Raw genomic sequence first — 24,225 nt, 5'->3', positions numbered from 1 at the left:
CTCTGCTTTCGGCATTGTTTCCGGATACTGTGCAAATTCCGCCACATTTGGCCCGGCGAAACCTCACTGCACCACTCGAATCGCGCGTGCCAAAGGATCAAAAGCGACAAGGCGGATCGCGGGTCGGGCTTTCCAGACTTGCGCGAGGCGGCGCTTTTTCCGATTGCTGTCATCAACCTGTTGCAGCGTTGCCGATTTATTGTGCACATACTTGTAACGGGTTCGTGAGGCTCCCATATGTTAAGTATACCGTAGTATACACAATTTCGGATTAAGCATGTTCGACCTTCTTCTGTCGAACGGGATGTTCCCGTTCACCCTCGCCCTTGCAATGCTCTTCGGCCTGCTGGCACTCGAGGTGGTCTTTGGCCTGTTGGGCGGGACACTTCTGGGCGCAGGGGCGGACGGGCTGGATGCCGACGGGCCGGACCTGGATGTCGACATGCCCGACCTGGGCGACATGGACATCGACCTGGGCCTGGACGGAACGGACATCGACATCGCCGATCTGGAACTGGCAGAGCCGGACCTCGACATCGACACGCCCGACCTGGACACCGACTTGCCCGATGGCGCCCCCGACGGCGCCCCCGACGGCGCGGGCAGCGTGGCCGCCTGGCTGGGTTTCGGCAAGATGCCGGCGCTGATCTGGCTGGCGGCGATCCTGCTGGCCTTCGGCCTGAGCGGGCTGGTGATCCAGACCGTGGCCGACAATCTCTTTGGCGGCCCGCTGCCCTCCTGGCTGGTGGCCCTGCCCGCAGGCGCGGCGGCCATCTGGTTTGCCCGCCAGTTCGGCACGCTCTTTGCCCGCCTCCTGCCGAAGATGGAGACAGAGGCCCTGTCGGAACGCCACCTTGGACGCCGCACCGGCGTCGTGACCCAGGGCACCTCCGCCCGTGGGCGCCCGGCCGAGGTCAAGGTCACCGACCGCTACGGCAATATCCACTACCTGCGCGCCGAACCTCTGCGCGACGACGCGACGATCCCGCAGGGCACAGAGGTCATGGTGCTGCGCCACCGGTACGAGAAGGGCTACCTGCTGGTCGCGCTTTCCTGAGTTATTTCCAACTATTAGGGGACTAGAATGGACAACATACTACCCATTGCCATTATCGTCGTGGCCGTGCTGGCCTTCATCGTTTTGATCATGCTGGTACTCGCCCGCCTCTACCGCCGTGCCACCCGCGAGGTCAGCCTCGTCAAGACCGGCGCCGGCGGCAAGAAAGTCATCATGGACGGCGGTGTCATCGTCATTCCGCTGTTCCACGAGGTCAGCCCCGTCAACATGAAGACCCTCCGCCTTGAGGTGCAGCGCAACGGCGAGGCCGCGCTGATCACCCAGGACCGGATGCGCGTCGACGTGGGCGTGGAATTCTATGTCTCGGTCATGCCCACCGAAGAGGGCATCGCCCGCGCCGCCCAAACCCTCGGCGACCGCACCTTCGACATCAGCCAGCTGCGCGAGATGATCGAGGGCAAGCTGATCGACGCCCTGCGCGCCGTGGCCGCCCAGATGACGATGGACAGCCTGCATGAAAACCGCGCCGATTTCGTGCAGGAGGTGCAGAACACCGTCTCCGAGGACCTGACCAAGAACGGCCTGTCGCTGGAATCCGTCTCGCTCACCGCGCTGGACCAGACACCCTTCGAGGCGCTGGACGAAAACAACGCCTTCAACGCCGTGGGTATGCGCCGCCTGGCCGAGGTGATCTCGACCTCGCGCAAGGAACGCGCCAACATTGAAGCGGAGGCAGACGTCGCCGTCCGCCGGGCCGAGATGGAGGCCGCGCGCCACAAGATCTCCATCGACCAGGACGAGGAACAGGCCCGTATCGAACAGGTGCAGCGCATCCAGACAATGCGCATGGCGCAGGAGGCCGAGATTGCCGCCCGCACCGAGGATTCGAAGCGCGAGACCGAACGCTCGCGGATCGCCCGCGAGGAAGCCGTCCGCACCTCGGAAATCGCCCGCGAACGCAAGATCCGCGAAGCCGAGATCGCCAAGGAGCGCGAACTGGAAGTCGCCGAGCAGGAACGCCAGATCATCATCGCGCAGAAATCCGAGGAAGAAAGCCGCGCCCGCGCCAGCGCCGACCTGGCCCGTGCCGAGGCGACCAAGGCGATGGAGGCCGTGACCACCGCCAAGGAAGTGGCCGAGGCCGAACGGATCAAGCAGATCGCCCTGATCGAGGCCGCGCGTGAGGCGGAACGCGATGCCACCGCCATTCGCCTTGCGGCCCAGGCGGAAAAGGATGCCGCCGCCGACCGCGCCGAGGCCCGCCGTGAAGAGGCCCAGGCCGAGGCCGACGCAATCACCACCACCGCCGAGGCCCGCAAGCTGGACATGCTGGCCCAGGCCGAGGGGACGCGCGCCCTGAACGACGCCGAAAACGCGCTGTCGGATGCGCTGGTGTCCATGCGTGTCGACCTTGCCCGCATCGAGGCCCTGCCGCGCATTTTGGCCGAGGCCGTCAAGCCCGCCGAAAAGATCGACTCGATCCGCATCCATCAGGTCTCGGGCCTGAATGGCGCGGGTGGCTATGGCGGCGCAGGGTCATCCGAGGGAAAGGCCCCGGTGAACCAGGCGCTCGACTCGATCATGGGCATGGCCGTGCAGATGCCCGCGCTGAAAAAGCTGGGCGAGGAACTGGGCATGACGATGGACGGCACCATCGACGGGCTGATGGGCACGACGCCCGCCGCCCCAATCGCCCCCGAGGCCGCAGAGCCCGGTCAGGACGACGCCGCGCCGGACGCCCCGGAAGAGCCGCGGCACTAAGCGTACTCAGGCAGCGCCCCACATTTGGTGAGGCGCTGCCACAATCCTCTGATCAAGAGACATACTGCGTAGGGCGGGATTTATCCCGCCGCACCGTCAGCAAGGCCCGACAGACCTTAGCGGCAGTAGGCGCCGCTGCCATGCCGCCGGGTGTCAAAGTGGAAATGATCCTTGTGGTAGCCGTCCGATCCGGGCCCCAGGACCGTGCCGAAGACCCCGCAGGCGTCCTTGTGCATCCTGCGCAGCGCCCGGCCCTTCCGACCCCTGCCCCAGTTGTCCTCGACCGTGATCGCAGAGCCGTCCTTGAGCAGCACCGCCGAAATGTCGATCGCCTTGCCCCGGCCATGTTCGGAAATCGGCGCGCCGGGCCGGTTGTTGCGGGTCCGGCAGGAATAATGCGCCGCGACCTTCAGGCCGGTCAGACCGCCGCCGCGCCGCCCGACGGCCGGCTTGGCGGTTTCCCGCACCCAGACCTCCAGCGCGCGCGCCGTGGGACAGTCGATCAGCGCCGCCTGGCTCAACCGCACGTTGCCCACCGATTGCAGGCGCACCGCATCCTGGATACCGCAGCCGTTCAGCTTGCCCGGAACAGCGCCCACGACCTCGCCCCGCAAGGAGGGGTCACCACACAATCCGCGTCCGTCACTGCTGGCAAAGGCATTGCCAAGGGCGCCACGCACCCCGTCCAGACCGTTGCCGACACGTTCGCGCACACCGCAGGATCCAAGGATTACCAGACAGAAAAGCCCGAGGGTCAGTCTTTTCACCGTTCCACCTTTGCGCGGCCAAAGTCCGGTTTATCAGTATCCTGCCCGGCCTCCAGAATGCCACGGCGGATGGCCCGCGTATGGGTGAAATAGGCATGAAGCTGCTCACCGTCGCCGGTTCGGATGGCCCGCTGCAAGGCCATCAATTCCTCGGTAAAGCGGCCCAGGATCTCGATCGTGGCGTCCTTGTTGGTCAGAAAAACGTCCCGCCACATGGTCGGATCGCTGGCCGCGATCCGGGTGAAATCGCGGAACCCCGCGGCCGAGAACTTGATGACTTCCTGGTCCGACACGCGGCGCAGATCGTCCGCGACCCCCACCATCGTGTAGGCGATCAGGTGCGGGATATGGCTGACCACGGCACAGACAAGGTCGTGGTGCTCGGCCTCCATCACCTCGGTGTTGGACCCCAGCGCCTGCCAATAGGCCTGCATCCGCTCGACCTCTGCCGGATCGGTGCCCTCGACGGGCACGATCAGGCACCAGCGGTTGTCGAACAGCGTCGAAAAGCCTGCCTCGGGGCCGGAATGCTCGGTCCCGGCCATCGGGTGACAGGGCACGAAATGCACGCCCTCGGGGATATGCGGGCCGACCTCCTCGATCACCGTGCGCTTGACCGACCCCACGTCGATCACCGTGGCGCCCGGTTTCAGGTGCGGGGCGATTTCCTCGGCCACCCGGCCCATGACACCCACGGGGGTTGCCAGCACCACCAGGTCCGCATCCTTGACCGCGTCGATCGCGCTATCGCAAACCTCGTCGCACAACCCGATGCGCCGCGCGGTTTCTCGCGTTTCCTCGGAACGGGCATAGCCGGTCACATGGGTGGCCACGCCGCCGCGTTTCATCGCCCAGAACATCGACGAGGCGATCAGCCCCAGGCCGATCAATGCCACGCGTTCATAGATCACCGTCATCGCGCACCTGCCTTGAACAAACCGATGTTATGCGCAACGCGCCGGCACGAGGGTTCATCCCCCACGGTGATCCGCAGGCAGTTGGGCAGGTTGTATCCGCCCACGCGCCGGACGATCAGCCCCTGGCTTTGCAGGTACAGGTCACAGGCCTCGGCCTCGGCCTGGTCGGCAAAGCGCGCCAGCACGAAATTCGCGGTCGAGGTATCGCAGGGCACGCCATGTTCGGCCAGCGCCTCGGCCAGCCAGTTGCGCATACGGGTGTTCTCGGACCGGCACTTTTCGACATAGGCGGTGTCGTGCACCGCCGCCTCTGCCGCCGCCAGCGCCGTACCTGACAGGTTGAACGGGCCCCGCACGCGGTTCAGCACGTCGATGACCTCTCGCGGGCCATAGCCCCAGCCGACGCGCAGGCCGCCCAGGCCGTAAAGCTTGGAGAAGGTCCGCGTCATCACGACGTTGTCGCGGTGTTCCACCAGCTTGGCGCCGCCGTCATACCCCTCGACATATTCCGCGTAGGCGCCATCCAGCACCAGCAGGCACTGTTCGGGCAGACCTTCGGCCAGGCGCTCGATCTCGGCCAGGCCGATCATCGTGCCGGTGGGGTTGTTCGGGTTGGCGATAAAGACCAGCCGCGTCTTGTCGGTAGAGCCGGCAAGGATCGCGTCGACATCGGTGACCCGCTCACGCTCCTTCACCTCGACCGGGGTCGCACCGGCCGCCAGCGCGCTGATGCGGTACATGGCAAAGCCGTGTTCGGTATGGACAACCTCTGTGCCCGGCCCGGAATAGGCCTGGCAGAGAAAGGTGATGATCTCGTCCGAACCGACGCCGCAGATCACCCGATCCGGATCGACGCCGTGCATCTCGCCGATTGCCTCGCGCAGGCCCCGGTGGTCGGTGGAAGGATAGCGATGCAGCTCGTGAACAGAGCGTTTCACGGCCTCCTGCGCTGCTGGGCTTGGCCCGAACGGATTCTCGTTCGAGCTCAGCTTGACCACGTTGGTCACCCCCTCGACGTGGGATTTGCCACCCACGTAAAGCGCGATGTCCATGATCCCGGGCTGCGGCTTGATCGCTGTCATTTCAACCTCCAAAAGCCCCCCGTGCATAGCGCCGTGCCCTTGCTTAGAAAAGCCACAAACGGGTTCCATTCCACGCCCCGCAGGATACGATGCCGTCAGAAGTTTTTACGGACCCAATTCATGCGGACGCTGTTTGCCATTTTCGTCGCTCTGAACGCGCTTCTGGTCGTTCTATTGCTGGTCTATTTCGGCGCCTTTGCCCCGCGTATCGCGCTGCATGTCCTGGCAGATCCGGCGAACCGCGCGCTTGAACCCGTCCTGGTGGACTGGGCCGAGGACAACAACGCCGAGCTGAGCTTTACCTATCGCGGCTCCGCCGAGATCGCGCGCGACCTGTCAGAAGCGACGGTCGGCGCGTTCGATGCCGTCTGGCCCTCGGATTCGCTGTGGGTGACACTTGGCGAAACCGGCAAGGCCATCCGACATGCCACGCCTGTCCACCATTCCCCCGTCGTGCTGGCCCTTCGAAACTCGACGGCAAATACCCTGGGGTGGACCGGGCGCGACGACATCACCCTGCAGGAGATCCGGGAGGCCGCCGGTGAAGGCAGGTTCCGCCTTGCCATGCCCTCTGCCACCCAATCCGCCACCGGCGCCGCGACCTATCTGGGGATGTGGCACAGCCTTTCGGGCACAGAGGGCGCATTGACGGCAGAGCACCTGGCCGACGAGTCCCTGCGCGACGACATGCGCGCCCTGCTGGACCGGTTAAGCCGGACCTCCGGCGGTTCGGGCCCGCTGACAGAGACGCTGGTGGCGAATTACGAAGCCTTCGACGCGCTTTTCGCCAGTGAGGCGCAGGTGATCACCGCCAACCGGCAGTTGACCGCCAAGGGGATCGAGCCGCTGCAGGTCTTCTACCTGCCCGGAGCGCAGCCGGTGCTGGAATCGCCGCTGGCCCTGCTGGCCGAGGGCGACGAGGACAAGGAAGCCAAATTCTTGGAGTTGCGGGATTTTCTCGAGACAGAAGAGGCACGGGCCCTCCTGTCCAGGCAAGGCTTGCGGGCCGGATCGGTCGTCGAACCGCTCACCGGGGCACCGGACGATTTGGACAGGTCGGTCTGGAACCCGGACTGGGGCATCGACCCTGCCCATGCCCTCACCCCCATGCCCCTGCCCGAGGCCCCCGTGATTGCCGAGGCGCTGGCGCTGTATGACACGGAACTGCGCAAACCCGCGCTGACGGTCTGGGTGCTGGACGTGTCCAGCGCCATGAGCGGCCAGCCCATCGCCGACCTGAAAGACGCGATGACCGGCCTGTTGCAGCCAAGCCCGCAGGACGTGAGCATCGTCATTCCCTACAACCACAACATCCTTGATCCGATGGTGATCGAAGGAGAGGACACGGCAGCGGCACAGGCCGCCCTGCGCAGTTTCGGCACCCTGCAGGCCACGGGCGGCATGGACATGTACTATGCCGTCTACGAGGCTTTCGAGGCGATGAGCCCCTATGTCGAGGACGGGACGATCCCGGACTACCAGCCAAGGATCGTGCTGCTGGCCGCCGGATCGTCCGACACGGAAAGCCGCATCTCTCTGCTGGCCTACCGCGACCAGACCGGCTTTACCAAGGATGTCCCGATCCAGGTCGTCGCCTTCGGGGACGCGGATGCCGGGCAGCTTGCCGAACTCTCGAACATCTCTTCGGGGCGCCTGTTCCGGGCCGAAGGCGACATGGGACGCGCGCTGCGACAGGCCGGGGGGCTGTGACGCGCGCCCGGCCCGGTTGCCAGCCCACAACGGCCTGCAGCAGATAGCCCCGCGCGACCCGCCAGACTGCGAACAGCACGACGTAGAATTGTTCCCCGACCCCCTTGCTCCAGGTCTGCAGCAGGGGCCGGAACTCTCCGACCGGGCCCCAATATCCGCTGGTCAGGGAAGCCAACAGGTTGTTGCCGAAGAACAGCGTCACGACAACGCTTTATCCCAGATTTTCGTAGGGGTCGGGCAGCATGACAAACCGGTCCAGCGCAAGGCAGGGCAGGATCACCGGCAACACGGCGACGGCGCGCCGCCCATCGACCTCCGGGCGGTATTTCATCGAGGCAAACCCCTGTCCGGTCCCTGTCCGGCCGGAAAGTCACGGCTTTCAATCACGCCCAAGGCGGTCATGGCCCCGGACTTTCAGACGACAACTTCCATGGCCTCTTGTTCGCCGACGCCAAAGACACGTTTGTAACGCGCGATTTCATCCGCCGGGCCCATCGCCTTGTTGGGGTTGTCCGACAGTTTCACCGTCGGCTTGCCCTCGGCGCTGACCGCCTTGCAGACCAGGCTGAAGGGCGACAGGCGGTCGTCCTCGACCAGACCACGGAAATCATTGGTCAACAGGGTGCCCCAGCCGAACGACACCCGGACACGCCCGGTGAACTGCTCGTAAAGCTCCAGGATCTTGGTCTCGTCCAGACCGTCCGAGAAGATGATGAGCTTGTTACGCGGATCCTCACCCCGGCTTTTCCACCAGTCGATTGCGATCTCGGCGCCGGTGGCCGGATCACCTGAATCGATGCGGATACCGGTCCAGCCCGCCAGCCAGTCGGGCGCGCGCTGCAGGAAGCCCTCGGTGCCATAGGTATCCGGCAGGATGATGCGCAGGTTGCCCTCGTGTTCCTCATGCCAGTCGGCCAGCACGTCATAGGGTGCCCGCGCCAGCGCGTCGTCATTCCCCGCCAGGGCCGCATAGACCATCGGCAGTTCATGCGCGTTGGTGCCGATCGCCTCCAGATCGCGGTTCTTGGCAATCAGGCAGTTGGAGGTGCCGACGAAACTCGGCCCCAGCCCTTCCAGCATGGCCTGCACGCACCAGTCCTGCCACAGAAAGCTGTGCCGCCGCCGGGTGCCGAAATCGGCGATGCGCAGTTCCGGCACCTGGCGCAGGTGTTCGACCTTCTGCCAGAGCTTGGTCATCGCCCGGGCATAAAGCACCTGCAATTCGAACCGCCCCATGTCGTGCAGCACTGCGCGCCCGCGCAGTTCCATCAGCACCGCCAGCGCCGGGATTTCCCACAGCATGACCTCGGGCCACTTGCCTTCAAAGGTCAGCTCGTACTGATCGCCCACCCGTTCCAGGTGATAGGGCGGCAGGCGCAGGTTCTCGAACCAGTCCATGAACTCGGGCGTGAACATCTGGCGCTTGCCGTAAAAGGTGTTGCCGCGCATCCAGGTGCTTTCGCCCCGGGTCAGGCTGAGCGACCGGATGTGATCCAGCTGTTCGCGCAGTTCGCCCTCGTCGATCAGTTCCGCCAGTGGCACATGGGTCGACCGGTTGATGAGCGAAAATGTCACCTGGGTGTCGCGCTTGTTGCGGAACACCGACTGGCACATCAGAAGTTTGTAGAAATCCGTATCGATCAGGGAGCGGACGATCGGATCGATCTTCCACTTGTGGTTCCAGACCCGTGTCGCAATGTCGACCATGCCCGTCCTCCGTCGCGTCAGCGGTCAGGTAAAGCTGAACCAGCGGCCTCACGCAAGCGTGACGCCCGCCTCTTTCATCCCGTCCAGCGCCGCCTTCAGCGACCCGTCAAGGTCGATCCCCCGGCACAGGTCCTGCCGAACGGTTACCGCAAAGCCCAGTTTTGCCGCATCCACGGCAGAGAAATTCACGCAGAAATCCGTCGCCAGGCCGACCAAGGTGAGGGTGTCGATACCGCGTGTGCGCAAATAGCCCTCGAGTCCGGTGGGAGTCTTGTGGTCATTCTCGAAAAAGGCCGAATAGCTGTCGATCGCCGCGCGAAAGCCCTTGCGGATGATCAGGTCGGCGCGGTCCATCTCCAGCTCGGTGTGGAAGTTCGCGCCGGGCGAGCCCTGGATGCAGTGATCGGGCCAGAGCACCTGCGGACCATAGGCCATCTCGACCATGTCGAAGGGCGCCTTGCCGTCATGCGTCGAGGCAAAGGAGGAATGCCCCGCCGGGTGCCAGTCCTGCGTCAGCACCACGGCGTCGAATTCGGCCATCAGCGCGTTGATCGGCTGCACGATCTCGTCGCCGTGCTCGACCGCCAATGCCCCGCCGGGGCAGAAATCATTCTGAACGTCGATCACGATCAGGGCGTGCATGGGCCATCTCCCGTTTGCGTCCTTGGCGCAGCATAGGGAGGACATCCGGGAATTGCCATGCCGCGCGGGCACTGGTAGGCGTTGCGCCCTTCCGGACAGGAGATTCTGACATGGCACGGCTTGGCGTGGATTTCGGCACGTCCAACACGGGGGCCGCCGTCATGGCGGGTGGACGCCCCTACGCGATCCCGCTGGAACCGGGGGAACAGACGCTGCCCACGGCGATCTTTGTCGATTTTGCCGAACGAAAGTACCTTTACGGAAGCCGCGCCGTCCGCGCCATGATGGACGGCGCCGAGGGCCGGTTCATGCGCGCGCTCAAGAGCATCCTGGGCACGCCACTGGCGCGGGAACCGCGTCGGCTGCTGAACGAACGCCTGACCCTGATCGAGGTCATCGCGCGCTTCCTGGCCGAGATCCGCAGCCGGGCAGAGACACACACCGGCATGACGTTTGACACCGCCCTGTCCGGGCGCCCGGTGCATTTCCATTCTGCCTCGGCCGAACGTGACGCGCAGGCGTTGACCGACCTGACAGAGGCCTACCACCTCGCCGGGTTCAAATCCGTCGACTTCCTGCCGGAACCCGAGGCCGCCGCGCGGGCAGTGGACGGCACCGGGCGGATGCTGATCGTCGACATTGGCGGCGGCACCTCGGACTTCACTCTGTGCGAACGCGACGGCGGAGAGACGCGGGTGCTGGCCAGCGGCGGCATCCGGCTGGGCGGGACGGATTTCGACAAGGTGCTGAGCCTGGCGCATGTCATGCCCCTGCTGGGCTACGGCGCGCAGATCGGTGCCGAACTTGGCTCTGCAACCCATGCCGCCCCGCGCGCCCTCTTCCACGACCTGGCAAGCTGGGAAAAGATCCCCTTCGTCTATGACGCCAGCCTTTTGCGCGAGGTCCGGAAATGGATCCGCCTGGCGCCGGAACCGCGCTGTTTCGAACGGCTGGCCGACGTCCTGGAATCCCACCTGGGCCATGACATCGCCTATGCCGTCGAGGGCGGAAAGATCGCCGCAAATGGTGCCGACGCGGGTGAAATCGCGCTGGGCGTCGTCGAACGCGGGCTGTCGGTGACGCTGCGCGCCGAGGCGCTGACCACTGCCCTGGCGGGCTATGGCGACCATATCGCCGCCTGCGCGCTGGACACCCTGCGCAGGGCGAATTGCGCCCCGGAAAGTGTCGACCAGGTGGTTTATGTCGGCGGTTCCAGCCTGCTGGGCGCCGTCCGCCACGCCATGTCGCGCGCCCTGCCCGGGGCGCAACCCGTGGACAGCGAGGTCTTTACCGCCGTTGTGCACGGTCTTGCCATTGCGGCAGAATAGCCGCTGGACGCCCCGTCTTTGCCTGCGTATCGAAATCCCATGTTCACCGTCTGCGCCCTCTATCACTTCACCCGTTTCGACGACCCCGCCCCGCTGCGCGATCCGCTGCTGGATCTCTGTCGCACGCAAAAGATCACCGGCACGCTGCTACTGGCCCACGAGGGGATCAATGGCACCGTGGCCGGACCCGCCGCGGGGATTGAGGCGGTTCTGGCGCATATCAGCGCCCTGCCCGGCTGCGCCGATCTGGAATGGAAACTCTCCACCGCGACCGAGCGCCCCTTTGCCCGCATGAAGGTGCGGCTGAAGAAAGAGATCGTCACGATGGGCCAGCCCGACGTCGATCCGCGCGCCCGCACCGGCCATTACGTCGACCCCACCGCCTGGAATGATCTTATCCGGTCTCCGGATGTGGCCGTGATCGACACGCGCAACGATTATGAGGTCGCCATCGGCACCTTTCAGGGCGCCGTGGACCCGCAGACCGACAGCTTTCGCGATTTTCCCGCCTGGTGGGAGGCCAACAAGGACCGCTTCCACAACAAGCGCATCGCCATGTTCTGCACCGGCGGCATCCGCTGCGAGAAATCGACGAATTACCTGCTGAGCCAGGGGATCGAGGACGTCTATCACCTCAAGGGCGGCATCCTGAAATACCTTGAAGACGTGCCCGAGGAGGACAGCACATGGCAGGGCGCCTGTTTCGTCTTCGACGGGCGGGTCTCGGTCGAACACGGGCTCCGCGAGGGGCCGCATGACCTCTGCCATGCCTGCCGCCGCCCGATCCTGCCCGAAGACCGCGCGCGCCCCGAGTACGAACACGGCGTGTCGTGCCATCTCTGCATCGGCGAGACGTCGGACGAGGACAAGGCCCGGTTTCGCGAGCGGCAGAAACAGATTGCGCTGGCAAAGGCGCGCGGCGAACGGCATCTGCACGCAGACATCACCGACGAGGATTGACCGGTCTGGGAACTCCGGTGTGGGGCTGCTAGCCTCCCCGCGACGGGGAGAACAAAGATGACAGATCCGATTTCCAGCCATCCGATTTCCAGCCATGTGCTCAGCGATGGCGACACGCAGGTCACGGTGCTTTCACTGGGCTGCGCGGTGCAGGACTGGCAGGTGGCCGGGCGCCGCGTGGTGCTGGGTTACGACGATCCCGAGGCCTACCGCGAGAACCCCGGCTCGATGGGTCTGGTCGTGGGCCGGGTCGCGAACCGCACGGCAGAGGGGCGTTTCACCCTCGACGGCGAAACCTGGCAACTGGATGTCGGGGACGGTCCGCACCACCTGCACGGCGGGCCGATGGGTCTGGGCAAGCGGAACTGGCGGATGGAGCCGGAAGGGCCGCGCGCGGTGCGGCTGAGCCTGCATTCGCCGCACCTTGACCAGGGCTATCCCGGCGCTGTGGATTTCGAGGTGCGGATGTCGCTGGAGGGGGCGACCCTGACCTGGGACATGACGGCGGTGCCCGACCGCGTGACCCCGGTGAACATGGCGCAACACCTGTACTTCAACCTGATGGGGTCGGGAACGGTGCGCGATCACGCCCTGCGGCTGGCGGCCTCGGCCTATACGCCGACCGGTCCCGACCTGATCCCCACCGGCGAGCTGCCAGCGGTCGATGGCACCCGATTTGACTACCGCACGCTGCGCCGCATCGACGAGGCAGACCCGGACGGCGAGGGCTATGACCTGAACTTCGCCCTCGACGGGACAGAAGGACCGGCGACCGAACTTGTGGCGCCGGACGGGATGCGCCTGCGGCTCTGGACCGATCAACCGGGGCTGCAGGTCTATACCTGCGGTTTCCTCAAACCCTTTGCCTCGCCCTGGCCGGGAGTGAACCACGGGAATTTCACCGGTATCTGCCTGGAGGCACAAGCTTTTCCGAACGCGCTGAACACGCCCGGCTTCGGATCGATCCTTGTGTCGCCGGACAAGCCTTACCGGCAGGTGACGCGAATCGAGATTGCCCAAGGCTGACCTTCAGGCCCTTCATTGGGCGGGACGGATACCCTTGCCGCCTTTGCGTTCAAGCGGCCCTGCCCATCGGAGCGAGAAAGAGGTGACCTGCCCGCTCCTGTCCCGGACCGCCATGTTCGCCTAACCAATCCACGCCAGCCCTCTCTCTGGAACATGCGGGCGAGGCCACTTGTATCCCCAAAAGGGTGGCCAGCCCTCGTCAGGCCGGCCCATGATCAGCGCATTAACCTTACCGGCATTAACCTTAATGCGGGCTAAAAGTACCCGCGCACCAGGCTGCCGGCGAGCAGCGCCCAGCCATCCGCCAGGACAAAGAAGGCCAGCTTGAACGGCAGTGACACGATGGCGGGCGGGACCATCATCATGCCCATCGACATCAGTACGGCGGCCACGACAAGGTCGATGATCAAGAAGGGCAGAAAGATCAGAAAGCCCACCTGGAAGGCGCGCGCCACCTCGGACAACATGAAGCTGGGAACGAGAACCGAAAGCGGCGCCTCTGGCGACAGGGTGGTCTCGACCGCGTCCGGGCGCAGGTCGGCCATTGCGCGATAGGTGTCCGGATCGGCCCGGCCCGCCATGAAATCGCGGAAGGGTTCGATGGCCAGAACCGCCGCCTCCTCGACCTCGATCTGTTCCTCCAGCAATGGCTGGACGCCCGTTTCCCAGGCCTCGTTAAAGACCGGCTCCATCACGAAATAGGTCAGGAACAGCGCAAGGCTGACGATCAGCATGTTGGGCGGCGACTGCTGCAGACCCACGGCCTGGCGCAGGATCGCCAGCACCGTCACCATGAAGGGAAAGCAGGTCACCATGATGGCGAGGCCGGGCGCGAGGCTCAGCAGGGTGATCAGTGCGATCAGCTGGATCGAGGTCGCCGTGACCGACCCGCCATCACCCATGTCAATGGCGATGGACTGGGCGCTGGCCATGCCCGGCAAGAGCAGGCACAGCGCCAGCACCGGCAGAAGGATACGCATCTCTCAGGCCGGCGACTGCAGGTCGACCACTTCGGTGATCCGCACCGCCAGCTGACCGGACCCCTCGCCGTCGACGACCTCCAGCACGCCGATGGCAATCAGCTTTTCCCCGACATACAGCTCGACCGGATCGTCCAGCTGCTTGTCCAGGGTTAGCACGGACCCCTCGTTCAGCTGCAGGAGTTCCCGCACCAGCGGGCGGGCGCGGCCGACGGAAACCGTGATTTCGATCGGGACCGAGGTAAAGGGCGTGCCCTGCTCGCCGCGGGCGGCGGTCTGCGCGCTATCCATGTTTCATCTTCCTCTGGTTGTCATGTGCAAAACCTGCAACGGCCTCGGCCAGCGAGGCGGCCAGGTCGCTCAGGTCGATCTGGCGTTCGGTGGCGCCAAAACGGATGTCGGCCTGTTCCTCGGCCAGCGAGTCGTCCGCGGTCAGGCGGATCGGAAAGCCGAAGTCCTGGTCGAGCAGCGGTTTGACCGCCTCGATCCGCTCCGGATGCACCGCGACCACCACGTCCATCCTGCCGATCTCCAGGCTCATGGCCTGCAGTTGTTCGACGATGTGCTGTCCCAGGGTCTGCCGAGCCAGTTCCGGCAAGAGCGAGCGGACCATCTCGTCCAGCAACGGCGTCACCGCGTTCATCACCTGGGTATAGGCCTCGTGATAGGTGAAACTCAGGTCCTGCAAGTGCTGGCCGAAAGCACTGGAGATCCGCGTGCGATCGTCGGACTGCGCCTTGACCGCATCGTCCCAGCCGGCGCGATAGCCCTTTTCGAAGGCCTCGAGTTTCTGCCCCTCGATCTCGGCTTCGCTGATCTGCGGTTCGGCCGGTACCTCTGTTGCGGTGGGTCCAGCCGCCTGCGCCTTGGCGCCGAAATCCTCGAGAAGGTCCGCAAGCGCGCTCATGTCGCGTCTTCCTTGTCTTCCTCAAGCCAGCTGCGCAGGATCTCGACGGTTTCGGTCTTGCGCGCCTCGATCAGGTTGCGCAGGCGTTCGACCGGATCCTCTTCGGCAGGGGCATCGAAATCGACCATGCCCATGCCGCCAAAATCCGGTCCGTCCGCCAGAACAGGCAGGTTGTCGAACCCACTGTCGGGTTCGATCTCGCCCTCCAGCGCCTCGCCTTCGGCAGGGACACCGGGGGCGGGCAGCGCTCCGGCGCTGGCCGTGGCCGTCTCGCCGCCGCGCGACAGGATCGGACGCAGGACAAAAAGCCCGAGGATCAGCGCCACCACGGCAAGAACCGCCATCTGGATCAATCGCATCATGTCGAGCGACCCCGAGAACAGTCCCGGTTCCAACGGGCCGGTGCCCAGGCCGTCCGGCCGTTCGAAGGGCATCGAGCGCAATGTGATCTGGTCGCCGCGCGCCTCGTCGAAACCGACGGCCGAGGCCACGAGGTCGCGCAGCGCCTCCAGCTCTGTATCCGGCAGGGGGACAAAGGTCTGGGTGCCGTCGGCCGCGGGTTCAAAGCTGCCGTTGACCAGCACCGCGACCGTCAACCGCTTGATCGCACCGGGCTGGCGGGTGATCTCGCGGGTGGTCTCGGAGATCTCGTAGTTGATTCGTTCTCGCGTTTCGGACTTGGCGGCGGACGACTGGTCCGGGCCGCCGCCCGCCCCGCCATCGGGCAGGTTCGACGCCACCGTGACATCGCCACCGCCGCCCAGGTTCTCCGACTTGTCGGTGCGCTCCTCGGTGTCGGTCGAGACGATCACGCGCCCGTCGGGATCGAAGCTGTGCTGCCGGATCAGTTCCAGCTCTGTCACCGTGTCGACGCTGACCTCGACCACCGCGTTGCCGGATCCGACGCGGGCCTCCATCAGACGCTGCACCCGGTCCCGCAGTTGGGCGGCCCGGTCATCAGCGGTCACACCGCCGCCGGTCTTGTCCTCGGCCCCGATCAACCCGCCCTTGCCGTCGATCACCGCAACGTTTTCGGGGATCAGACCCGGAACCGCCGAGGCGACAAGGAATTTCAGCGCCCGGGCCTGCGCCGCGTTCAGGACCGCGCCAGTTGTCGTGACCGAGATCGAGGCCGTGGGCGTGACATCGCGTTGAAAGGGATTCGCGCTGGAGTTCGCGATATGGACGCGGGCGCTTGCGATCTGTGGGTTCGAGACGATCGTCCGCGCCAGTTCCCCCTCTTTCGCGCGCCAATAGGCGGCGTCGAACATCTGGCTTGTGGTGCCGAATCCCGACAAACCGTCGAGCAGTTCGTAGCCCTGGCCGCTATTGGCCGGCAGCCCCTCGCTGGCGAGGGTGAGACGCAGCGCGTCACGCTCTGCCTCGGGGACCAGGATCGCGCCGGCACGCACATCATACTGAACCCCGCGCGCCTCCAGCGCCTTGACCACATCGCCTGCGGCATCGTTTTCCAGCCCCGCGTAAAGCAGTGCCATATTGGGGGACGACGCCAGACGCGTCAGTCCGAGAATCGCCAGCATCACCACCACCGTGGCGCCGATGACGATCATGCGTTGACGCCCGGCTAGGGCATTCCAGCTCGACAGTACCTGATTCAAGACCGACCTCCGCTCCAAACATTCTGTTCGGTTGTGCCGAGGTTGACCTATTCGCCTTAACAATCAGTTAGCCCCTTTTCGTTACAACGGGGCCAACGCCGACGAAGAGGTAAAGAATGTCTGACGCCACCGTTGATGAAGACAAGATTGCCGGCAAGACGCCGTCCAAGCTGCCGCTGATCATTGGCCTGGTGCTTGCGCTTGTAGGCGGCGGCGGCGGGTTCTACGCGGTTCAGTCGGGGCTGCTTGGCCTCGGCGGCAGCAAGGCGGCGGACAGCCACGCTCCGGCGGATCACGATGAGCCGCACGTGGCGACCAAGGCGCTGCCGGACGTCACTTTCATAGAGGTGCCGCCGGTGCTGATCTCGCTGGGGCCGAACGCCCAGGCAAACCACCTGCGCTTTCGCGCCAGCCTGGAGGTGCCGTCGGAATACAAGAGTGAGGTCGAGAAGATCCTGCCGCGCATACAGGACGTGCTGAACAGCTATCTCCGCGCGCTCGAAGCGCAGGACATCGAGGCGCAGGGCGCCTTGGTGCGGCTGCGCGGCCAGATGCTGCGGCGAATCAAGCTGGTGGCCGGCGAAGGCCGCGTGCGCGACCTGCTCGTGCTTGAATTTGTCCTGAATTGAGGGAGATGGGAATGGAAGCGATTGCAGATATCCTTCTGGTGGCGGGTGCCCTTGGTGCCGGTTTCTACTGTTTTATCCTGGCGCGGCGGCTGTCCCGCTTCACCGACCTGGAAAACGGCGTCGGCGGCGCCGTCGCGGTGCTGTCGGCGCAGGTCGATGACCTGACCCGGACGCTGGGAAATGCGCAGAAAAGCGCCGGCGAATCGAACAAGTCGCTGGGCGAACTGACCGACAGGGCCGAGGACGTGGCCCGCAGGCTGGAACTCCTGGTGGCCTCGATGCATGACCTGCCACAGAACAGCGCGCCGCCCCAGCAGGACGCGAAGGATCCGGTTTTCCTGCGTCACTCGCGCAACTGAGCGCTCGCATCGCCACGCAATACGAGGGTTGAACATGGCCAAAGCCAAGGTTTCCGCGCGCCCCGGCGCCGCAAAATCCGCGCGCAGAACGCCCAGGCGCAAACCGCGCGGCGCGCTGGCGGCAATCTGCGCCCTGCTGGTGACATCCGGCCTGTTGCGGCTGGCCGTGGGCGCGAGCGAGGCCCTGGCCCGCGAGGGGGACACGGCACCGAAACCACAGCTCGAGGCGGCGCTGGCGGCGGATGCGGCCAAGGCCAGGCCCGCCGCCGGGCACCCGGCCCCCCGCGTCGTGGCAGAGGCCGACATCCAGCCCCTGCTGGAGGCGCTCGACGCCCGCGAGGCCCGCATTCGCAAGCGCGAATCGGCCATCGACGTGCGCATGCAGGCGTTGGCCGTCGCCGAAGAGGAAATCGAGCGCAAGATGCAGGCGCTGGCCGAGGCCGAGGCCAGCCTCAAGCAAACCCTCGCCCTTGCCCGGACTGCCGCCTCGGACGATGTCGAGAAACTGACGGATGTCTACGCCAACATGAAACCCAAGCAGGCCGCCGCGCTCTTCGAAGAGATGGATCCCCAGTTTGCCGCAGGTTTCCTTGGCCGGATGCGCCCCGATGCCGCCGCCGCGATCATGGCCGGGATGACCCCGCAATCCGCCTATCTGGTCAGCGTCGTCCTGGCCGGGCGCAACGCGGATGTCCCAAAGGAATGACCCTGCTCCGCGCCCGGGTGTGCCACGAGGGGCGCAGTTGCACGGCAACGTGACACCCGGCTGGCGGTCGCGGGATTGCTTTTCAGGCCGTCTTGGGCCACATAAATTGCCGCACTTAGGATAAATTCGCAGGGGCTGCCATGCTGAACCGCCGTACCTTCCTTGCCGCCTCGGCCACTGCCGCGGCATTCCCCATGCCCGCGCTCGCCTTTTCGGTGGACACAAAATTCAAGCCTCAGGTCGTCTCGATCAAGCCGGACCTGTCCCCCGGTCAGATCCTGATCCTGTCCAAGGCGCATTTCCTCTACCTGGTCGAGGCCCCGGGACAGGCGCGCCGTTACGGCGTCGGGCTCGGCACCGCCGGACAGGCGATTTCGGGCACGTATGACGTCGGCGGCAAGAAGAAATGGCCAACCTGGCGTCCGACCGACGCGATGATCAAGCGCAACCCGAACGCCTACGAGAAATTCATCGACAACGACTATGTCCAGCCCGGTGGCCCCGGCAACCCGCTGGGCGCGCGGGCGCTCTACCTCTATCGCAACGGGCGCTACACCTTCAACGCGATCCACGGCACGACGTCCCCCCGGTCGATTGGTCGTTCAGTGTCGAACGGCTGTGTCCGGATGATCAATGATCACGTAATCGACCTTTTCGAACGCGTGCAGCCCGGCGCCAAAGTCACCGTTCTGTGACACGGGGACGCGCGCAGGCAACCGGGCGCTTCGATCTGATCGTTCTGGGGGCCGGACCCGCCGGCTCCGCCGCCGCCATGCGCGCGGTCCAGGCCGGGTTGCGCGTTGCCCTGGTCGACAAGGCACGCTTCCCACGCAACAAGCTGTGCGGCGGCGGCCTGACCGGCCGCGCCATTGCGCGCTATCGCCAGACTTTCGGTGGGACTTTGCCGCCCGTTCCGCTGGAACGGCGCGACATGTTCACCTTTCACGCCTACGGCCAACCGCTCGGCGACAGCCGTGATGCCCCGCCCCTGCACCTCGGCATGCGCTATGAGCTGGACGCAGCCCTGGTCGAACAGGCATTGGCGGCTAGTGCGGTGGATTTCACCGGGCAGAGCGGCACGCTGGATTCCGATGGCCCGGCTCTGGACCTGCCCTGCGGACGGATCGAGGCACCGCTGCTGATCGCCGCCGACGGCGTCAACAGCCCCACTGCGCGGACCCTCTTTGGCACGGCCTTCGACAGAGCGCGGATCGGGTTCGCGCTGGAGGTCGAGCATCCCGGCGCCGATCCGGACCGCCCTCTGCGGATCGATTTCGGTGCTGCGGACTGGGGCTATGGCTGGCAATTTCCGAAACCGCGGGGCACCACCGTGGGCCTTGGCGGCGTGATGTCCCGAAACGCCGACATGAAATCCGCGCTCTACCGCTATCTCGACCAGCTTGGCCTGCCGGACACATTGCCGGTCAAGGGACAGTTTCTGCCCTTCGGCGATTTCCGGGCCGTCCCCGGCAAGGGGCGCATCCTGCTGGCAGGCGATGCCGCAGGCCTTGTAGACCCGATCACCGGCGAGGGTATTGCCCACGCGCTCGACAGCGGTGCGCTCGCGGCCGAGGCCGTTTGCCGCGCCCTCGATCAGGGCAGGCCTGACACTGCGCTGGCCAGCTATATTCGTGCGTTACACCCGATCCATCGCGGATTGCGCCATGCCCGGCTGCTGCGCAACCTGATGTTCCGCGAAACCCTCCGCCCCGCCTTTATCCGCAGTTTTCGCAGCTCGCGCACGCTGCGCGGCGAATATCTGCGCATGATGGCCGGAGAGACGGACTATGGCCCCCTGATGCAAAAGATGGCCGCAAGACTGCCGGGTTTTGCCTGGCGCGCGGTCAGCGGAACATGAAGAATCTTAACGAATATCCCCCGCGCCATGCGTCGAGTCTTAAGGTTTTGTTAGGGTCTGGCCGCGTACCTTCCAAACAGATGGAGGGTGTCGTGGCTATTTTCTCATTCCTTATAGGTTGCATGATCGGACTGGTCAGTGCTGTGGTCGGATGGGCTGGTTTCGACATGTCGATCCTCTCCGCCTTCGGGCTTTATCTCAGCGTCAGCCTGCTGGTGGGCATGGCCCTGATCCTGACCACCCTGCACACGCTCGACCACGACTGCGCAGAGGTGGACGCCTGACCGCTCAGCGGTCGACCCGTGAAATCAGTCCTTCCACCTTCGGACCAATCGCCTCGACGATACGCGCCACGCCGGCCCCGTTGGGATGGATGCCGTCGGGCTGCATGTAGCGGCCCAGGTCGCCGGGCATCTCCCCGTCCTGCATCAGGCCCGTGAAGAAACTTTCAAGGTGCAGTGTGTCATAAGCCTCGGCCAGTTCGGGATAGATCGCGTCGAACTGCGCCTTGTAGTCAGGGCCGTAGTTGCCCGGCGCCGACATCCCGATCAGCAACACCTCCAGCCCACGCGCCTCTGCCACCTTCAGGATACCTTCAAGATTGGCGCGCGCCGCCGCCGGGTCGATCCCGCGCAGCAGGTCATTCCCCCCCAGCGTCACGATCATCGCCTGAATCTCGGGCGTCAGTGACCATTCCACCCGCGCCAGCCCGCCCGCCGTGGTATCGCCCGACACGCCGCCGTTGACGATCCGCGCGTCATGGCCGCGCGCGGCCAGCCAGGCCCGCAGCTGCGGCACGAACCCTTCTTGTTCGATCAGCCCGTAGCCCTGCGTCAGGCTGTCCCCCAGCGCCAGGATATGCACCCGCTCCGCCGCCGCGCCCGTCGCCAGCAGCAGGAACAAGGCCGCCAATGCCTTGTTGCGCAGGCCCTCCAGCCCATATCTGACCCAGTGCAACATGTTCCGAGGTCCCCCGTGTCCGATGCCGTTCTCTCGCTCCAAGATGTCACCCTCAGCCTCAGGGGCAATGCCGGACTTGTGGAAATCCTGCACGGAATTTCGCTGGACGTGACGCGGGGTGAGACGCTGGGCCTTGTCGGACCGTCGGGATCGGGCAAATCCTCGCTCCTGATGATCATGGGCGGCCTGGAACGCGCCAGCACCGGGCAGGTCCACGCGCTGGGCCATGACCTGACGACGATGGGCGAGGATGCGCTCGCGCGCTTTCGCCGCGACCACATGGGCGTGGTGTTCCAGTCCTTCCACCTGATCCCCACCATGACCGCGCTGGAAAACGTCGCCACGCCGCTGGAGCTTGCCGGCGACCGAAGGGCCTTTGACCGGGCGCGGGCGATGCTGGACAAGGTCGGGCTTGCCGCGCGCGCCGATCACTACCCGGCGCAGATGTCGGGGGGCGAGCAGCAGCGCGTCGCCCTGGCCCGCGCGCTGGCGCCGGAACCGGACATCCTCTTGGCCGACGAACCCACGGGCAACCTCGACGGCGCCAATGGCGCGGCCATCGTCGACCTGCTGTTCGGCCTGTCGCGGGAACATGACGCGACGCTGGTGCTGGTCACCCATGCGCCGGACCTTGCTGCGCGCTGCGACCGGGTGGTGCACCTGGACGATGGGCGCATCGCCTCGACCGAACTGAGGGCGGCGGAATGAGCCTTGGCACCTCGGCGCGCTTTGCCCGGCGCGAGTTGCGCGGCGGCTTGCGCGGTTTCCGCATCTTCCTGGCCTGTCTTGCGCTGGGCGTGGCGGCCATCGCCGGGGTCGGCTCGGTGCGCTCAGCCATCCAGACCGGGCTGGAGGACCAAGGCGCCGTCCTGCTGGGCGGTGATGCGATGGCCGAATTCACCTACCGCTTTGCCACCGAGGAGGAACGCGCCTGGATGCAGGCGACCGCCAGCGCCGTCTCCGAAGTGACGGATTTCCGCTCGATGGCCAAGGTGACTCGTGACGGAACCACCGAGCGCGGGTTGACGCAGGTGAAATCCGTGGACACCGCCTATCCCCTCTTGGGTGAGATGGTGCTGAACCCGCCGATGCCGCTGGCCGAGGCGCTGACAGATCATGGCGCCGTCATGGCGCCGATCCTGGCCGACCGGCTGGCGCTGCAACCGGGCGACAGCTTTCGCCTTGGCACGCGCGCGTTCACCCTGCGGGCCACCATCGCCGTCGAACCGGACGACGCCGGGGACGGGTTCGGCCTTGGCCCGCGCACCATCGTGCGCACCGCCGACCTGCAAGGCTCGGGCCTGCTCAGTGAAGGATCGCTGTTTGAAACCGAATACCGCATGCTCCTGCCGCCGGGCGCCGACCTCGACACCGTGCGCGCGGACGCGCTGGAGCGGTTCGAGGACAAGGGCCTGAGCTGGCGCGACGCCCGCAACGGCGCCCCGGGCATTGCCCGTTTCGTGGACCAGTTGGGCAGTTTCCTGGTCCTGGTCGGGCTGTCAGGGCTGGCCGTGGGGGGCATCGGGGTGTCGGCGGCGGTGCGCGCCTATCTTGCGCGCAAGACCAGCGTGATTGCCACGCTGCGCACGCTGGGGGCGACCCGAAATACCATCTTCCAGACCTATTTCATCCAGATCGGCGTGCTCAGCCTCGTCGGCATCGCCCTTGGCCTGATCCTTGGCGCGCTGGTGCCCCTCCTCTTTGCCCCGCTTATCGCCGGCGCCTTGCCCGTTCCCACGGTCTTTACCCTCTATCCCGGCGCGCTGGGCGAGGCCGCGCTCTATGGCGTGCTGACCGCGCTCCTGTTCACGCTCTGGCCGCTGGCCCGGGCCGAGGAAGTGCGCGCCGCAACCCTGTTCCGCGACGCGTTGGACAGCGCGCGCCTGCTGCCCGCCTGGCGCTATGTGCTGGCGACGCTGGTGCTGGTCGCCTTGCTGGTCGGCAGCGCGACGCTCTTTGCCGGGCGGCCCGGGCTGACGCTCTGGATCGCGGGCGGCATTGCCGGGGCGCTGCTGGTGCTCTTGGGCGCCGCCTGGGCGATCCGCTGGATCGCCCGCATCGCCACGCCCGTCACCCGTGGCAGACCCGCATGGCGCTGGGCACTGGGCGCCATCGGCGGACCACGCGAAAGCGCCGGATCGGTCGTGCTGTCGCTGGGCCTTGGACTGACGGTGCTGGCCTCCATCGGCCAGATCGACGGCAACCTGCAAAGCGCGATCCAGCGTGACCTGCCAGAGGTCGCGCCCTCGTATTTCTTTGTCGACATCCAGAAGGACCAGATGCCCGGCTACCTCGAAAGGCTGGAAAACGACCCCGCCGTCAGCCGCATCGACAGTGCGCCCATGCTGCGCGGCATCATCACCCGCATCAACGGGCAACCGGCGACAGAGGCGGTCGGCGAACACTGGGTCCTGCGCGGCGACCGTGGCGTGACCTATTCCGAAACGGCAGGGGCGCGCACGACAGTGACCGCCGGGGCATGGTGGCCCGAAGGGTACAGCGGCCCGCCGCAGGTCAGCTTTGCCGCCGAAGAGGCACAGGAAATGGGCTTGCAGCTGGGCGATACGCTGACCGTCAACATCCTGGGACGCGACATCACCGCCACCATCACCTCTTTCCGAGAGGTCGATTTTTCCACCGCCGGGATCGGCTTTGTCATGACGATGAACCCCGCCGCGCTACAGGCGGCGCCGCATACCTTCATCTCGACCGTCTACGCCGAGGAAGAGGCAGAGGCGCAGATCCTGCGCGACCTCGCAGGCCAGTATCCCAACATCACCGCCATCCGTGTCCGCGACGCCATCGACCGGGTCAGCGACCTGCTGGACGGCATCGGCACCGCGATCCGCTGGGGCGCGGCGGCAACCCTGCTGACCGGTTTCCTGGTGCTGATCGGTGCGGCGGCGGCGGGCGAAGGCCCGCGCACCTACGAGGCGGCGGTGCTGAAGACCCTCGGCGCCACCCGCGCCCGCATCCTGCAGAGCTTTGCCCTGCGCTCTGCCCTGCTTGGCGGGGCCGCCGGTGCGGTGGCGCTGGGTGCGGGCATCGCCGGGGCCTGGGCCGTCATGACCTTCGTGATGGAGACGGAATTCGCGGTGATCTGGCCCTCGGCCATCGGGATCGTCACCGGCGGCGTGCTGGCCACCCTGCTGGCCGGTCTGGGCTTTGCCTGGCGCCCGCTTGCGGCGCGTCCAGCCGGTGTGCTGCGCGCCCGGGAATGACGCCCCGGACAGGCTGTCACGTTGCATCCCGTGGCCCGGACTGGCACCACCTTGGGCAACCGAAACCA

24 protein-coding genes are annotated in these 24,225 nt (G+C 65.9%); 14 read left to right on the top strand and 10 right to left on the bottom strand.

What is annotated here, in order from left to right:
- The first annotated feature begins 277 nt into the window (after positions 1-277).
- Together KZZ07_RS03145 and KZZ07_RS03140 are read left to right on the top strand one after the other, a co-directional pair.
- Positions 278-1,057, top strand: coding sequence for an OB-fold-containig protein (locus KZZ07_RS03145; RefSeq protein ID WP_219512190.1), 780 nt, complete (start codon positions 278-280; stop codon positions 1,055-1,057).
- Positions 1,058-1,084: 27 nt separating this feature from the next.
- Complete coding sequence (locus KZZ07_RS03140) at positions 1,085-2,779, top strand: flotillin family protein (RefSeq protein WP_219512189.1); 1,695 nt, start codon at positions 1,085-1,087, stop codon at positions 2,777-2,779.
- 116 nt (positions 2,780-2,895) lie between these two features.
- Here the strand turns inward: KZZ07_RS03140 and KZZ07_RS03135 are convergent, their stop codons facing one another.
- Genes KZZ07_RS03135 through hisC form a run of 3 tightly spaced genes read right to left on the bottom strand, consistent with a single transcriptional unit; the run spans position 2,896 to position 5,545 of the window.
- Positions 2,896-3,492: an extensin-like domain-containing protein gene (locus KZZ07_RS03135; RefSeq protein WP_219512188.1), complete on the bottom strand. Its 597-nt coding sequence runs from the start codon at positions 3,490-3,492 to the stop codon at positions 2,896-2,898.
- 50 nt (positions 3,493-3,542) lie between these two features.
- The gene (locus KZZ07_RS03130; protein WP_219512187.1) at positions 3,543-4,463 is read right to left on the bottom strand and encodes a prephenate/arogenate dehydrogenase family protein; all 921 of its coding nucleotides are present in this window, start codon (positions 4,461-4,463) and stop codon (positions 3,543-3,545) included.
- Positions 4,460-5,545, bottom strand: coding sequence for a histidinol-phosphate transaminase (gene hisC, locus KZZ07_RS03125; protein WP_219512186.1), 1,086 nt, complete (start codon positions 5,543-5,545; stop codon positions 4,460-4,462). Before hisC ends, KZZ07_RS03130 begins: the two co-directional genes overlap by 4 nt.
- 120 nt (positions 5,546-5,665) lie before the next feature.
- Between hisC and KZZ07_RS03120 the strand changes: the two genes are divergently transcribed.
- The gene (locus tag KZZ07_RS03120; RefSeq protein ID WP_219512185.1) at positions 5,666-7,255 is read left to right on the top strand and encodes a substrate-binding domain-containing protein; all 1,590 of its coding nucleotides are present in this window, start codon (positions 5,666-5,668) and stop codon (positions 7,253-7,255) included.
- A gap of 414 nt (positions 7,256-7,669) precedes the next feature.
- Here KZZ07_RS03120 and pncB read toward each other — a convergent pair whose 3' ends face one another.
- Together pncB and pncA are read right to left on the bottom strand one after the other, a co-directional pair.
- Positions 7,670-8,962 (bottom strand): nicotinate phosphoribosyltransferase, encoded by a 1,293-nt coding sequence (pncB, locus tag KZZ07_RS03115; protein ID WP_219512184.1) that lies wholly within the window; start codon positions 8,960-8,962, stop codon positions 7,670-7,672.
- Between the two features lie 48 nt (positions 8,963-9,010).
- Entirely contained in the window at positions 9,011-9,604 is a 594-nt protein-coding gene (gene pncA / locus KZZ07_RS03110) for a bifunctional nicotinamidase/pyrazinamidase (protein ID WP_219512182.1), read from the bottom strand.
- A gap of 110 nt (positions 9,605-9,714) precedes the next feature.
- On the opposite strand from pncA, the gene KZZ07_RS03105 reads away from it, so the two are divergent.
- From KZZ07_RS03105 to KZZ07_RS03095, 3 genes are read left to right on the top strand one after another with little or no spacing between them, the layout of a single operon-like run.
- Entirely contained in the window at positions 9,715-10,932 is a 1,218-nt protein-coding gene (locus KZZ07_RS03105; RefSeq protein ID WP_219512181.1) for an Hsp70 family protein, read from the top strand.
- Between the two features lie 39 nt (positions 10,933-10,971).
- Entirely contained in the window at positions 10,972-11,892 is a 921-nt protein-coding gene (gene trhO, locus KZZ07_RS03100; protein WP_219512180.1) for an oxygen-dependent tRNA uridine(34) hydroxylase TrhO, read from the top strand.
- Between the two features lie 57 nt (positions 11,893-11,949).
- A complete protein-coding gene (locus KZZ07_RS03095) occupies positions 11,950-12,918 on the top strand; it encodes an aldose epimerase family protein (RefSeq protein WP_219512179.1) in 969 nt (322 codons plus the stop codon).
- Positions 12,919-13,172: 254 nt separating this feature from the next.
- Here KZZ07_RS03095 and fliP read toward each other — a convergent pair whose 3' ends face one another.
- Genes fliP through fliF form a run of 4 tightly spaced genes read right to left on the bottom strand, consistent with a single transcriptional unit; the run spans position 13,173 to position 16,424 of the window.
- The gene (fliP, locus tag KZZ07_RS03090) at positions 13,173-13,898 is read right to left on the bottom strand and encodes a flagellar type III secretion system pore protein FliP (RefSeq protein WP_219512178.1); all 726 of its coding nucleotides are present in this window, start codon (positions 13,896-13,898) and stop codon (positions 13,173-13,175) included.
- Positions 13,899-13,901: 3 nt separating this feature from the next.
- On the bottom strand, positions 13,902-14,189 hold the full coding sequence (locus tag KZZ07_RS03085; protein ID WP_219512177.1) for a FliM/FliN family flagellar motor switch protein: 288 nt from the start codon (positions 14,187-14,189) through the stop codon (positions 13,902-13,904).
- Positions 14,182-14,805, bottom strand: a complete 624-nt coding sequence (locus KZZ07_RS03080; protein ID WP_219512176.1) for a FliH/SctL family protein — start codon at positions 14,803-14,805, stop codon at positions 14,182-14,184. The genes KZZ07_RS03085 and KZZ07_RS03080 overlap by 8 nt, the downstream gene beginning before the upstream one ends.
- A complete protein-coding gene (fliF, locus tag KZZ07_RS03075) occupies positions 14,802-16,424 on the bottom strand; it encodes a flagellar basal-body MS-ring/collar protein FliF (protein ID WP_219512173.1) in 1,623 nt (540 codons plus the stop codon). The genes KZZ07_RS03080 and fliF overlap by 4 nt, the downstream gene beginning before the upstream one ends.
- Positions 16,425-16,540: 116 nt before the next feature.
- On the opposite strand from fliF, the gene KZZ07_RS03070 reads away from it, so the two are divergent.
- The 6 genes from KZZ07_RS03070 to KZZ07_RS03045 all read left to right on the top strand — a co-directional run bounded on the left by KZZ07_RS03070 (position 16,541) and on the right by KZZ07_RS03045 (position 20,260).
- Positions 16,541-17,053, top strand: a complete 513-nt coding sequence (locus tag KZZ07_RS03070) for a flagellar basal body-associated FliL family protein (RefSeq protein WP_219512171.1) — start codon at positions 16,541-16,543, stop codon at positions 17,051-17,053.
- 11 nt (positions 17,054-17,064) lie between these two features.
- Positions 17,065-17,412, top strand: a complete 348-nt coding sequence (locus KZZ07_RS03065; RefSeq protein WP_219512169.1) for a hypothetical protein — start codon at positions 17,065-17,067, stop codon at positions 17,410-17,412.
- 34 nt (positions 17,413-17,446) lie between these two features.
- Entirely contained in the window at positions 17,447-18,118 is a 672-nt protein-coding gene (locus tag KZZ07_RS03060) for a MotE family protein (RefSeq protein WP_219512167.1), read from the top strand.
- Positions 18,119-18,258: 140 nt separating this feature from the next.
- On the top strand, positions 18,259-18,813 hold the full coding sequence (locus tag KZZ07_RS03055; protein WP_219512165.1) for a L,D-transpeptidase: 555 nt from the start codon (positions 18,259-18,261) through the stop codon (positions 18,811-18,813).
- Positions 18,810-19,976 (top strand): geranylgeranyl reductase family protein, encoded by a 1,167-nt coding sequence (locus KZZ07_RS03050; RefSeq protein ID WP_219512163.1) that lies wholly within the window; start codon positions 18,810-18,812, stop codon positions 19,974-19,976. Before KZZ07_RS03055 ends, KZZ07_RS03050 begins: the two co-directional genes overlap by 4 nt.
- A gap of 92 nt (positions 19,977-20,068) precedes the next feature.
- Positions 20,069-20,260 (top strand): hypothetical protein, encoded by a 192-nt coding sequence (locus tag KZZ07_RS03045; RefSeq protein ID WP_219512161.1) that lies wholly within the window; start codon positions 20,069-20,071, stop codon positions 20,258-20,260.
- A 4-nt stretch (positions 20,261-20,264) separates the two neighbouring features.
- Here the strand turns inward: KZZ07_RS03045 and KZZ07_RS03040 are convergent, their stop codons facing one another.
- The gene (locus KZZ07_RS03040; RefSeq protein WP_219512160.1) at positions 20,265-20,936 is read right to left on the bottom strand and encodes an arylesterase; all 672 of its coding nucleotides are present in this window, start codon (positions 20,934-20,936) and stop codon (positions 20,265-20,267) included.
- A 15-nt stretch (positions 20,937-20,951) separates the two neighbouring features.
- On the opposite strand from KZZ07_RS03040, the gene KZZ07_RS03035 reads away from it, so the two are divergent.
- Together KZZ07_RS03035 and KZZ07_RS03030 are read left to right on the top strand one after the other, a co-directional pair.
- Positions 20,952-21,644 carry an ABC transporter ATP-binding protein gene (locus tag KZZ07_RS03035; protein ID WP_219512159.1) on the top strand — a complete coding sequence of 231 codons (693 nt, stop codon included), beginning with the start codon at positions 20,952-20,954 and terminating at the stop codon, positions 21,642-21,644.
- Complete coding sequence (locus KZZ07_RS03030) at positions 21,641-24,157, top strand: ABC transporter permease (RefSeq protein WP_219512158.1); 2,517 nt, start codon at positions 21,641-21,643, stop codon at positions 24,155-24,157. Before KZZ07_RS03035 ends, KZZ07_RS03030 begins: the two co-directional genes overlap by 4 nt.
- The last annotated feature ends 68 nt before the right edge of the window (positions 24,158-24,225 follow it).

The sequence above is a fragment of the Mameliella sp. CS4 genome (assembly GCF_019392335.1).
Lineage (GTDB): Bacteria > Pseudomonadota > Alphaproteobacteria > Rhodobacterales > Rhodobacteraceae > Antarctobacter.
The sequence above is the reverse complement of the archived record's forward strand: the minus strand, read 5'-3'. Positions and strand labels throughout refer to the sequence as shown.

What these genes read in the sequence shown, in the direction of transcription:
- KZZ07_RS03140 (WP_219512189.1), top strand. Translation starts at nt 1,085, where the DNA reads ATGGACAACATACTACCCATTGCCATTATCGTCGTGGCCGTGCTGGCC.
- KZZ07_RS03080 (WP_219512176.1), bottom strand. Translation starts at nt 14,805, where the DNA reads ATGAGCGCGCTTGCGGACCTTCTCGAGGATTTCGGCGCCAAGGCGCAG.
- KZZ07_RS03145 (WP_219512190.1), top strand. Translation starts at nt 278, where the DNA reads ATGTTCGACCTTCTTCTGTCGAACGGGATGTTCCCGTTCACCCTCGCC.
- KZZ07_RS03060 (WP_219512167.1), top strand. Translation starts at nt 17,447, where the DNA reads ATGGCCAAAGCCAAGGTTTCCGCGCGCCCCGGCGCCGCAAAATCCGCG.
- pncA (WP_219512182.1), bottom strand. Translation starts at nt 9,604, where the DNA reads ATGCACGCCCTGATCGTGATCGACGTTCAGAATGATTTCTGCCCCGGC.
- KZZ07_RS03130 (WP_219512187.1), bottom strand. Translation starts at nt 4,463, where the DNA reads ATGACGGTGATCTATGAACGCGTGGCATTGATCGGCCTGGGGCTGATC.
- fliP (WP_219512178.1), bottom strand. Translation starts at nt 13,898, where the DNA reads ATGCGTATCCTTCTGCCGGTGCTGGCGCTGTGCCTGCTCTTGCCGGGC.
- KZZ07_RS03095 (WP_219512179.1), top strand. Translation starts at nt 11,950, where the DNA reads ATGACAGATCCGATTTCCAGCCATCCGATTTCCAGCCATGTGCTCAGC.
- KZZ07_RS03070 (WP_219512171.1), top strand. Translation starts at nt 16,541, where the DNA reads ATGTCTGACGCCACCGTTGATGAAGACAAGATTGCCGGCAAGACGCCG.
- KZZ07_RS03055 (WP_219512165.1), top strand. Translation starts at nt 18,259, where the DNA reads ATGCTGAACCGCCGTACCTTCCTTGCCGCCTCGGCCACTGCCGCGGCA.
- pncB (WP_219512184.1), bottom strand. Translation starts at nt 8,962, where the DNA reads ATGGTCGACATTGCGACACGGGTCTGGAACCACAAGTGGAAGATCGAT.
- KZZ07_RS03085 (WP_219512177.1), bottom strand. Translation starts at nt 14,189, where the DNA reads ATGGATAGCGCGCAGACCGCCGCCCGCGGCGAGCAGGGCACGCCCTTT.
- trhO (WP_219512180.1), top strand. Translation starts at nt 10,972, where the DNA reads ATGTTCACCGTCTGCGCCCTCTATCACTTCACCCGTTTCGACGACCCC.
- KZZ07_RS03105 (WP_219512181.1), top strand. Translation starts at nt 9,715, where the DNA reads ATGGCACGGCTTGGCGTGGATTTCGGCACGTCCAACACGGGGGCCGCC.
- KZZ07_RS03065 (WP_219512169.1), top strand. Translation starts at nt 17,065, where the DNA reads ATGGAAGCGATTGCAGATATCCTTCTGGTGGCGGGTGCCCTTGGTGCC.
- KZZ07_RS03120 (WP_219512185.1), top strand. Translation starts at nt 5,666, where the DNA reads ATGCGGACGCTGTTTGCCATTTTCGTCGCTCTGAACGCGCTTCTGGTC.
- hisC (WP_219512186.1), bottom strand. Translation starts at nt 5,545, where the DNA reads ATGACAGCGATCAAGCCGCAGCCCGGGATCATGGACATCGCGCTTTAC.
- KZZ07_RS03030 (WP_219512158.1), top strand. Translation starts at nt 21,641, where the DNA reads ATGAGCCTTGGCACCTCGGCGCGCTTTGCCCGGCGCGAGTTGCGCGGC.
- KZZ07_RS03040 (WP_219512160.1), bottom strand. Translation starts at nt 20,936, where the DNA reads ATGTTGCACTGGGTCAGATATGGGCTGGAGGGCCTGCGCAACAAGGCA.